The sequence below is a fragment of the Streptomyces hilarionis genome, assembly GCF_024539675.1.
In the GTDB taxonomy this organism is placed as follows: domain Bacteria; phylum Actinomycetota; class Actinomycetes; order Streptomycetales; family Streptomycetaceae; genus Streptomyces; species Streptomyces hilarionis.
Genome location: NZ_JAHHIT010000226.1, coordinates 1 through 9,913, shown reverse-complemented (window position 1 = coordinate 9,913; position 9,913 = coordinate 1). Strand labels below are relative to the sequence as shown.

At 71.5% G+C, this 9,913-nt stretch carries 9 protein-coding genes; 5 read left to right on the top strand and 4 right to left on the bottom strand.

Translation table 11 applies throughout. From position 1 onward, the window contains the following. The first annotated feature begins 160 nt into the window (after positions 1-160). From KMS84_RS35770 to KMS84_RS35750, 5 genes are all read left to right on the top strand, one after another. On the top strand, positions 161-1,138 hold the full coding sequence (locus KMS84_RS35770; protein ID WP_256920700.1) for an ABC transporter ATP-binding protein: 978 nt from the start codon (positions 161-163) through the stop codon (positions 1,136-1,138). Continuing rightward, on the top strand, positions 1,128-2,042 hold the full coding sequence (locus KMS84_RS35765; RefSeq protein WP_256920699.1) for an ABC transporter permease: 915 nt from the start codon (positions 1,128-1,130) through the stop codon (positions 2,040-2,042). The genes KMS84_RS35770 and KMS84_RS35765 overlap by 11 nt, the downstream gene beginning before the upstream one ends. Next, positions 2,039-2,950 carry an ABC transporter ATP-binding protein gene (locus tag KMS84_RS35760; protein WP_256920698.1) on the top strand — a complete coding sequence of 304 codons (912 nt, stop codon included), beginning with the start codon at positions 2,039-2,041 and terminating at the stop codon, positions 2,948-2,950. The genes KMS84_RS35765 and KMS84_RS35760 overlap by 4 nt, the downstream gene beginning before the upstream one ends. Positions 2,951-2,960: 10 nt before the next feature. Beyond that, positions 2,961-3,680, top strand: coding sequence for an ABC transporter permease subunit (locus tag KMS84_RS35755; protein ID WP_256920697.1), 720 nt, complete (start codon positions 2,961-2,963; stop codon positions 3,678-3,680). 109 nt (positions 3,681-3,789) lie between these two features. Further along, positions 3,790-4,032 carry an SGM_3592 family protein gene (locus KMS84_RS35750; protein ID WP_256920696.1) on the top strand — a complete coding sequence of 81 codons (243 nt, stop codon included), beginning with the start codon at positions 3,790-3,792 and terminating at the stop codon, positions 4,030-4,032. Positions 4,033-4,761: 729 nt separating this feature from the next. Here the strand turns inward: KMS84_RS35750 and KMS84_RS35745 are convergent. The 4 genes from KMS84_RS35745 to efeB form a co-directional block, all read right to left on the bottom strand. Continuing rightward, complete coding sequence (locus KMS84_RS35745; protein ID WP_256920695.1) at positions 4,762-5,580, bottom strand: HAD family hydrolase; 819 nt, start codon at positions 5,578-5,580, stop codon at positions 4,762-4,764. Next, complete coding sequence (gene serS, locus KMS84_RS35740) at positions 5,577-6,854, bottom strand: serine--tRNA ligase (RefSeq protein WP_256920694.1); 1,278 nt, start codon at positions 6,852-6,854, stop codon at positions 5,577-5,579. The genes KMS84_RS35745 and serS overlap by 4 nt, the downstream gene beginning before the upstream one ends. A gap of 670 nt (positions 6,855-7,524) precedes the next feature. Beyond that, positions 7,525-8,457: a prephenate dehydratase gene (gene pheA / locus KMS84_RS35735; RefSeq protein WP_256920693.1), complete on the bottom strand. Its 933-nt coding sequence runs from the start codon at positions 8,455-8,457 to the stop codon at positions 7,525-7,527. Between the two features lie 116 nt (positions 8,458-8,573). Beyond that, a partial coding sequence (gene efeB / locus KMS84_RS35730; RefSeq protein ID WP_256920692.1) for an iron uptake transporter deferrochelatase/peroxidase subunit occupies positions 8,574-9,913 on the bottom strand: 1,340 nt, incomplete at its 5' end.

Genomic DNA, 9,913 nt, shown 5'->3' with positions numbered 1-9,913 from the left:
CCCTTGTCCCCCGGTCGCACCGCCCCGTGGGGAACCCCGAGTCCCGTAGCTCTCAGGCATGGCATCCCCTACGTGCCCGTACATCTGAGGTCTGAGGCCAAGACGGCTCTGAGGTCTGATGATTTTCGTGGCGTGCGTCACTAATTTTGAGGACGTGACTGTGATCGCGACCGAAAGCCTGAGCAAGCGGTTCCCCCGGGTGACCGCTCTTGACCGGCTCTCCGTGGACGTCGGACCCGGTGTGACCGGGCTCGTCGGCGCCAACGGGGCCGGCAAGTCCACACTGATCAAGATCCTGCTGGGTCTGTCGCCCGCCACGGAGGGCCGCGCCGAGGTGCTCGGCCTCGACGTCGCGACCAAAGGCGCCGCCATCCGCGAGCGGGTCGGCTACATGCCGGAACACGACTGCCTGCCGCCCGACGTCTCGGCCACCGAGTTCGTCGTGCACATGGCCCGGATGTCGGGCCTGCCGCCCACCGCCGCGCGCGAGCGCACCGCGGACACCCTGCGGCACGTCGGTCTGTACGAGGAGCGCTACCGGCCCATCGGCGGCTACTCGACCGGCATGAAGCAGCGCGTGAAGCTCGCCCAGGCCCTCGTCCACGACCCCCAGCTGGTCTTCCTGGACGAGCCGACCAACGGCCTCGACCCGGTCGGCCGCGACGAGATGCTCGGCCTGATCCGCCGCATCCACACCGACTTCGGCATCTCGGTCCTGGTCACCTCGCACCTGCTGGGAGAACTGGAGCGCACCTGCGACCACGTGGTGGTCGTCGACGGCGGCAAGCTCCTGCGCTCCAGCTCCACCACCGACTTCACGCAGACCACGACCACCCTGGCGATCGAGGTCACCGACACCGACGCGCACCCCGACGGCACCCGCGCGGTGCGCGAGGCGCTCCGCGCGCGGGGGGTCGAGGTCCTCGACGCGAACAGCGCCCTGCCCGGCGCCGGTCACGTCCTGCTGCTGACCGCGCAGGGCGAGGAGACGTACGACGTCGTCCGCGACGCGGTCGCCGATCTGGGCCTCGGCCTGGTCCGCATGGAACAGCGCAGGCACCACATCTCCGAGGTCTTCACCGACAGCGACGCCGAGCACGACCAGCAGCGGAAGGAGGCCGTCGGCCATGGCAGTTGAGCACCCGGTCACCGCCCCCACGGGCGGACCCGACCAGACCCGCATCCACAACATCGGCTACCGCAGCTACGACGGCCCCCGGCTGGGCCGCGCCTACGCCCGCCGTTCCCTCTACTCGCAGTCCCTGCGCGGCGCCTACGGCCTCGGCCGCTCGGTGAAGTCCAAGGTGCTGCCGATGCTGCTCTTCGTGGTGATGTGCGTGCCGGCGGCCATCATGGTCGCCGTCGCGGTCGCCACCAAGGCCAAGGAACTGCCCGTCGACTACACGCGATACGCGATCATCATGCAGGCCGTCATCAGCCTGTACGTCGCCTCGCAGGCGCCCCAGTCGGTCTCGCGCGACCTGCGCTTCAAGACCGTGCCGCTGTACTTCTCGCGGCCCATCGAGACCGCCGACTACGTGCGCGCCAAGTTCGCCGCGCTGGCCTCCGCGCTCTTCGTGCTCACCGCGGCCCCGCTGCTGGTGCTGTACGTGGGCGCGCTGCTGGCCAAGCTCGACTTCGCCCACCAGACCAAGGGATTCGGTCAGGGACTGGTCTCCGTGGCACTGCTCTCCCTGCTCTTCGCCGGCATCGGCCTGGTCATCGCCTCGGTGACCCCGCGCCGGGGCTTCGGCATCGCCGCCGTCATCGCCGTGCTGACGATCTCCTACGGCGCGGTGTCCACGCTCCAGGCCATCGCCGAGGCGCAGGACAGCACCCGCTCCATCCCCTGGATCGGCCTGTTCTCCCCCGTCACGCTGATCGACGGCGTGCAGTCGGCGTTCCTGGGCGCCTCCTCCGCCTTCCCGGGCGGAGTCGGCCCCAGCGACGGACAGGGCGTCGTCTACGTCCTCGTCCTCCTCGGCCTGATCGCCGCCGGCTACGGCCTCCTGATCCGCCGCTACCGGAAGGTGGGCCTGTGACCACCCTGAGCATCGACCACGTCTCCCGCTGGTTCGGCAACGTGGTCGCCGTCAACGACATCACCATGACCATCGGCCCCGGCGTCACCGGCCTGCTCGGACCCAACGGCGCCGGGAAGTCCACCCTCATCAACATGATGGGCGGCTTCCTGGCCCCCTCCACGGGCACGGTCACCCTCGACGGACAGCCGGTCTGGCGCAACGAGGCGATCTACCGGCACATCGGCATCGTGCCCGAGCGCGAGGCCATGTACGACTTCCTCACCGGCCGCGAGTTCGTCGTCGCCAACGCCGAACTGCACGGCCTCGGCGCCAAGGCCGCCCAGAAGGCGCTGGCCACCGTCGAGATGGAGTACGCGCAGGACCGCAAGATCCAGACGTACTCCAAGGGCATGCGCCAGCGCGTCAAGATGGCCAGCGCGCTCGTCCATGACCCGTCGCTGCTGCTGCTCGACGAGCCCTTCAACGGCATGGACCCCCGCCAGCGCATGCAGCTCATGGACCTGCTGCGGCGCATGGGCGACGAAGGGCGCACCGTGCTGTTCTCGTCGCACATCCTCGAAGAGGTCGAGCAGCTCGCCTGGCACATCGAGGTCGTCGTCGCCGGCCGGCACGCGGCCAGCGGCGACTTCCGCAAGATCCGCCGCCTGATGACCGACCGCCCGCACCGCTACCTGGTGCGGTCCAGCGACGACCGCGCGCTCGCGGCCGCGCTGATCGCCGACCCGTCGACCGCGGGCATCGAGGTCGACCTCGCCGAGGGCGCGCTGCGCGTCCAGGCCGTCGACTTCGGCCGCTTCACGGCGCTGCTGCCGAGGGTCGCCAAGGACCACGGCATCCGGCTGCTCACGGTCTCGCCGTCGGACGAGTCCCTCGAGTCCGTCTTCTCGTATCTCGTCGCGGCGTAGGAGGCCCAAGATGTACGACCCCACAGTCGCCCGGCTCACCTACCGGGCCCTGCTCGGCCGTCGCCGGGCTCTCATCCTGGGCGCGCTGCCCCTGCTGCTGATCGCGATCTCCGTGGTCGTGCGCGGCCTCGCCGGGGCGGACGACCAGACGGCGTCCGACCTGCTCGGCGGCCTCGCACTGGCCACGATGGTGCCGATCATCGGCGTCATCGCGGGCACCGGCGCGATCGGACCCGAGATCGACGACGGCTCCGTGGTGTATCTGCTGTCCAAGCCGCTGAAGCGGCCGACGATCATCTTCACCAAGCTGATCATGGCGGTCGCGGTGACGATGGTGTTCTCCGCCCTGCCGACGCTGATCGCCGGGTTCATCCTCAACGGCAACGGCCAGCAGATCGCCGTCGCGTACACCGTGGCCGCGCTGGTCTCCTCCATCGCCTACGCGGCCGTCTTCCTGCTGCTGGGCACCGTCTCGCGGCACGCGGTGGTGTTCGGTCTGGTCTACGCCCTCGTCTGGGAAGCGCTGTTCGGCTCCCTGGTGCCGGGCGCGCGCACGCTGAGCGTCCAGCAGTGGTCGCTGGCGGTCGCCCACAAGGTCGCGGGCGGGGACCTCGTGACCTCGGACGTCGGGCTGACCACGGCGACGGTGCTGCTGGTCGTGGTGACCGTGCTGGCCACCTGGTACGCGGGACAGAAGCTGCGGTCACTGACGCTCGCCGGCGAGGAGTGAGCGCCCCTGTCGAGGGGCGGGGCGGCGGTCCTTGACGGCGGCTTCACCCGCGCCTCGGCAGACTGGGCGCGGCGCACGGCGCGGGGTCCGGAGGAAGGGGAGGACGGGGATGGCGGACGACGACACGGTGGACGGCGGCCGGCAGCGGCCCGAGGACGACGTGTGGGACGGCCTCGTCCTGGACGAGGGCTTCATACGGGCCGCCGAGGCGTCCGAGCCGTCCGCCCGCGCCCGGATGCTCGCCGCGCGGTGGCGGGCGGAGGCGCCCGAGCCGCAGCCCTGGCGTTCCGACGAGCCGCCGGCGGGCTGGTTCTTCAGCAAGGCCCGTCGCCGCAGGTGGCGCCGCCGGTAGCTTCGGCGTCCGACCCGAGCTTTCGCACGGGTGTTTTATTCGGTGGCGTCCCGCCCGCCCGACCGGCACAGTGGTCGTACCCCGCACGGCGCGGGTCGGCCGGAGGACATCCGGCGACACAGACTGGGTGAGGTGTTCGACGATGCCTCTGCACGGCATTGCGTCGAACTCCCTTCAGGGCAGCCTGTGGCGGGTTCCGGAGTAGTTACGGCTCCGTCGAATCCGCTCCTCACAGGGGAGCTGCCCGGGGCGGCCGCTTCGAGCACGCGATGTCGCTCTCGCGTGGGCCGCCTTCCCGGAGCATTGGCCGAGCGGCACGTGGTCACGCATCCGTGGCCCGGGTGCGGCCCGGGGAGCCTTCGAGCGCCCCCGGCCGCACCCGCGGAACGTGGTGCGGACCGGCCCCGGCCTGGCCCCGGTCCGGACCGGTCGCCGAGCCTGCCGTGTGCCGTGTGCCGTGTGCCGTGTGCCCGGTGGGCCGCGGGCTGCGCGCCGCGCGTGGAGCGTGGGCGCCGGTACGGATGAGGGTGCGCCTCCGCCGTGGCCCGCTCGGCGACCCCGCGCGTCAGGCCGGGCAGCCCCGCGCCTCTGATCGCCGTCCCCCGGCCCCGGCGCGGGCTTCATGAGCCGACGACCGCCCGCCGGACCGCCTGCCCGATCCCCCGCCGGACCGCCCGCCCGCCTGACCGACCGACTCCGGGGGGTCAGGCCGGCGGTCCGGCCGGGTGTCTAGCTCAGGAAGCGTTCCAGGATTTCGGCGATGCCGTCGTCCTCGTTGGAGGACGTCACCTCGTCGGCGACCGCGCGCAGGTCCGGGTGGGCGTTGGCCATGGCCACGCCGTGGGCGGCCCAGGCGAACATGGGGATGTCGTTGGGCATGTCGCCGAAGGCGATGGTCTCGGCGGCCTTCAGGCCCAGGCGGCGGGCGGCCAGCGAGAGGCCCGTGGCCTTGGACAGGCCCAGCGGGAGCAGTTCCACGATCCCCGCGCCGGCCATCGCGACCGTGACGAAGCCGCCCGCGGCCTGTCGTGCGGCCTCGGCCAGCTCGTCGTCCGACAGCTCGGGATGCTGTATGTAGATCTTGTTCAGCGGCGCCGACCAGAGGTCGGAGGCGTCCGTGAACGGCGTCGCCGGGAGCGTGCCGGTGACCGCGTAGCCCGGTCCCACCAGCACGTCCCCGTCGAGCCCGTCGCGGCTGGCCGCCAGGTGCAGCGGACCGACCTCCGACTCGATCTTGGCCAGGGCCACCCCGGCGAGCTGGCGGTCGAGGGTGACCGAGGTCAGCAGGCGGTGCGCGCCAGCGTCGTAGACCTGGGCGCCCTGGCCGCAGACCGCGAGGCCGTCGTAGCCGAGGTCGTCGAGGATGTGCCGGGTCCACGGGACCGCGCGGCCCGTGACGACGATGTGCGCGGCGCCCGCCGCGGTGGCCGCGGCGAGGGCGTCACGGGTGCGCCGCGAGACCGACTCGTCGGAGCGCAGCAGCGTCCCGTCGAGGTCGGTCGCGATCAGGCGGTAGGGGAACGCCCCGGCGGCAGGCACGGTGCTCACTTGGCGACCGGCTCCAGGACCTCCCGGCCGCCGAGGTACGGACGCAGCACCTCGGGGACGTACACGGAGCCGTCGGCCTGCTGGTGGTTCTCCAGGATGGCGACGATGGTGCGCGGGACGGCGCACAGCGTGCCGTTCAGCGTGGCCAGCGGGCGGACCTGCTTGCCCTCGCGGACGCGGATCGACAGCCGGCGGGACTGGAACTCGGTGCAGTCGGAGGTCGAGGTCAGCTCGCGGTACTTGCCCTGGGTGGGGATCCAGGCCTCGCAGTCGAACTTGCGGGCGGCCGAGGAGCCGAGGTCGCCGGAGGCGACGTCGATGACGCGGAACGGCAGCTCCAGCGACGACAGCCACTGCTTCTCCCAGGCGAGCAGGCGCTGGTGCTCGGCCTGCGAGTCCTCGGGCGTGACGTACGAGAACATCTCGACCTTGTCGAACTGGTGGACGCGGAAGATGCCCTTGGTGTCCTTGCCGTGCGAGCCGGCCTCCCTGCGGAAGCAGGGCGAGAAGCCGGCGTAGCGCAGCGGCAGCTTGTCCGCGTCGATGATCTCGTCCATGTGGTACGCGGCGAGGGGGACCTCGGAGGTGCCGACGAGGTAGAGGTCGTCCTTGTCGAGGTGGTAGACGTCCTGGGCCGCCTGGCCGAGGAAGCCGGTGCCGGCCATCGACTGCGGACGCACCAGCGCCGGGGTCAGCATCGGGGTGAAGCCGGCGGCCGTGGCCTGCGCGATCGCCGCGTTGACCAGGGCCAGCTCCAGCAGGGCGCCGACGCCGGTCAGGAAGTAGAAGCGGGAGCCGGAGACCTTGGCGCCGCGCTCGACGTCGATCGCGCCGAGGATCCGGCCGAGCTCCAGGTGGTCCTTGGGCTCGAAGCCCTCGGCGCCGAAGTCGCGGATCGTGCCGTGCGTCTCGAGGGTGACGAAGTCCTCCTCGCCGCCCACGGGCACGTCGGGGTGCACGAGGTTGCCGAGCCGCTGGAGCAGCTCCTGGGTCTCGGCGTCGGCGGCGTCGCGCTCGGCGTCGGCCGCCTTGACGTCGGCGGCGAGCTGGCTCGCCTTCTTCAGCAGCTCGGCCTTCTCGTCCGCGGTGGCCTTGGGGATGAGCTTGCCGAGCGCCTTCTGCTCGGCGCGCAGCTCGTCGAAGCGGACGCCGGACGACCTGCGCCGCTCGTCGGCAGACAGGAGGGAGTCGACGAGCGCGACGTCCTCTCCACGGGCACGCTGGGAGGCGCGCGCACGGTCGGGGTCCTCACGGAGCAGGCGAAGGTCAATCACGCGGCCAAGGCTACCCGTGCGGGGTTGCGGCTCACGACTCAGATTCCCGTGCCGCACGTCGCGTGTTCCGACGTCCCGGCCCAGCGTTCCGAATTGCTCGCTTACCGTGCGTTATGGGCCAATTGCCTTGTGTGTCAATAAAATGCGTCTCACTCCCTGGGACGGAGCAGGTGACGGGAGTCGCATTGACCCGACTTCCTTGCGGCGCACGGGATTTGGGGGCGCGGTTGTCCACAGGAATCCACACCCCGTGCGAGTTATCCACAGGGTGTGCGAAAGCTCTGTGGACATCGGAATGGATCATTCCGAGGCCCCTTCAGGCTCCGGAGAATTCCGTTCCCAAACCCGGCTCCAGCCCACTTTCGGGTGGAAATGGGTCGCCCTAAGGGATTGATCGAAGGAAACAGGTGGACGAGGGGTGACGTGCGGGTTGCCGGTCGCCCCGAGGGGCCGGAGACCGATTTGTCGACTGAATGGTGCTTCGTTGTCGACTTGTCCCCAGGTCGAGAAGCTGCCCTGTGGATAACTTCTGTGGATAACGAAGATATGCAGGTAGGACCAGTGCCGGACGCCCGGAGAGCCGTTCCCGGGCGGGCGCCGAACGAGTGCCGAACGGGTGCGGGTTTCGACGCAGGTTCCCCACCGGTTCGGCGCGGGCCCCGGGGCTCGGTCAGAAACGGCCGTCCTGGCAGCGCGCCACCCAGTCCCCGGCCGCCATGAACTCCCCGTCGGAGGTCCCGGGCAGCGGAGCCTCGACATCCGCCACGCCGACCTCCGCGCGCGGATACGAGCCGAGGAATCGCACCTCGCGGCAGATGCGCTTGAGTCCCATCAGCGCCTCGGCCATCCGGCGGTCGGAGATGTGCCCCTCGGCGTCGATGCAGAAGCAGTAGTTGCCGATGCCGGCGCCCGTAGGGCGGGACTGCAACAGCATGAGGTTGACGCCCCGGGTGGCGAACTCGCCCAGGAGGTCGCGCAGGCCGCCGGGATGGTCGTCGCGCTGCCACAGCACGACGGACGTCTTGTCCGCGCCGGTCGGGGCCGCAGGCCGGGCCGGGCGGCCGACCAGCACGAACCGGGTCTGCGCGTTCTCGGCGTCGTGGATCCCGGTCTCCAGGGCGGTCAGCCCGTAGCGGGCGGCGGCGAACTCACCGGCGAAGGCGGCGTCGTAGCGGCCCTCCTGGACCAGCCGGGCGGCGTCCGCGTTGGAGGCGGCCGACTCCCACAGCGCGTCCGGGAGGTTGGCCTTCAGCCAGTTGCGCACCTGGGGCTGCGCGGCCGGGTGGGCCGAGACCGTCTTGATGTCCGCCAGCTCGGTGCCGGGCCGCACCAGCAGGGCGAACGTGATGGACAGCAGCACCTCGCGGTAGATCATCAGCGGCGCGCCCGCGACCAGCTCGTCCAGCGTCGTCGTGATCCCGCCCTCGACCGAGTTCTCGATGGGCACGAACGCCGCCTCGGCCTCGCCGGAGCGGACCGCGTCGAGCGCGGACTGCACCGACACGTACGGCATGAGCTGCCGGGTGGCCGCCTCCGGAAGCGTGCGCAGGGCGACCTCCGTGAAGGTGCCCTCCGGGCCGAGATACGCATAGCTCGCTGGCATGACCTCACCCTAATAGCCCACGCGCGGCAGGGCGCACGCGTCTCACGAGGTGCCGCTCGCAGGAATGAATCCGCGCCGCGGGGCGTGACCTCCCGCGGTCCACCGCCCCGCCCGCGTCAGGCCTCCAGCAGCCGCTGCCCCACGTACTCCCCTTCCGCGGCTCCGCCGGGCACCGCGAACAGTCCGCTCGCTTCGTGGCGGATGTACGGGGACAACGCGTCACCGCGGTCCAGCTTGCGCTGCACGGTGACGAAGCCGCGCAGCGGGTCCGCCTGCCAGCAGACGAACAGCAGGCCCGCGTCGGGAGTGCCGTCCGGGTCGATGCCGTCGTGGTACGAGAAGGGCCGCCGCAGCATGGCCGCGCCGCCGTTCTGGTCGGGACGCGTGATGCGGGCGTGCGCGTTGATCGGGACGACGAGATCGCCGTTGGCGTCGGTCTTCTCCAGGTCCATCTCGGTGGTCTCCGTCCCGCCGGACAGTGCCGCCCCGTTCGTCTTGCGGCGCCCGATGACCTGCTCCTGCGCCGCGAGCGACAGTTTCTCCCAGTCGTCGAGGAGCATGCGGATACGGCGGACGACGGCATAGGAGCCGTTGGCCATCCACGCAGGGTCCTTGGCGCCGGAGGCCGGGACGAAGATGCGCTCGTCGAAGTCGGGTTCGGTCGTGCGGGGATTGCGGGTGCCGTCCAGCTGGCCCATCAGGTTGCGGGCCGTCATGGGGTGCGTGGTGGCGCCCGGCGTCCGGTTGAAGCCGTTCATCTGCCAGCGGACCTTCGCCGCGCTGCCCGCGTCCTTCTGGACGGCGCGCAGGGCGTGGAAGGCGACCAGGGCGTCGTCCGCACCGATCTGCACCCACAGGTCACCGTTGCTGCGGGCCTTGTCGAGGTGGTCGGACGAGAAGTCCGGGAGGGGGTCGAGAGCGACCGGCCGTTGTTTCTCCAGGCCGGTGCGGCCGAAGAAGCTGTTGCCGAAGCCGAAGGTGAGCGTCAGGGACGAGGGGCCGGCGTCCCGGGCCACGTCGGTGTCGTCGTGCGGGGCGGCTTCGCCTGCCATCAGCCGCCGGGCCGTCTCCGACCAGCGGCGCAGCAGTGCGGCGGCCTCCTTGCGGCCGGCTCCCGGCGCGAGGTCGAACGCGACGAGGTGGCCGCGTGCCTGGAGGCCCTGGGTGATCCCGGGCTGATGTTTCACGTGGAACATCGCCTGCCCGGACCCGATCGAGGAGAGCGGGGTCGCCTGCGCGGGGGCGGCGGCGTACCCGGCGGCCGCGCCCGCGGCGCCGAGGACGAGTCCGGTCGCTCCGGCCGTGCCGAGCAGCTTGCGCCGGGTCAATCCCTCGCCGGAGGCGGAGGCGGAGGCGGCGGCGGAGGTGGGCGAGGAGGCGGGGCTGGCGTCCGTGGGCGCGGCCCTGTCCCCGGAGGTGCGGGTCGCGCGGGCGGCGGGGGACCGGGGTGTACGGG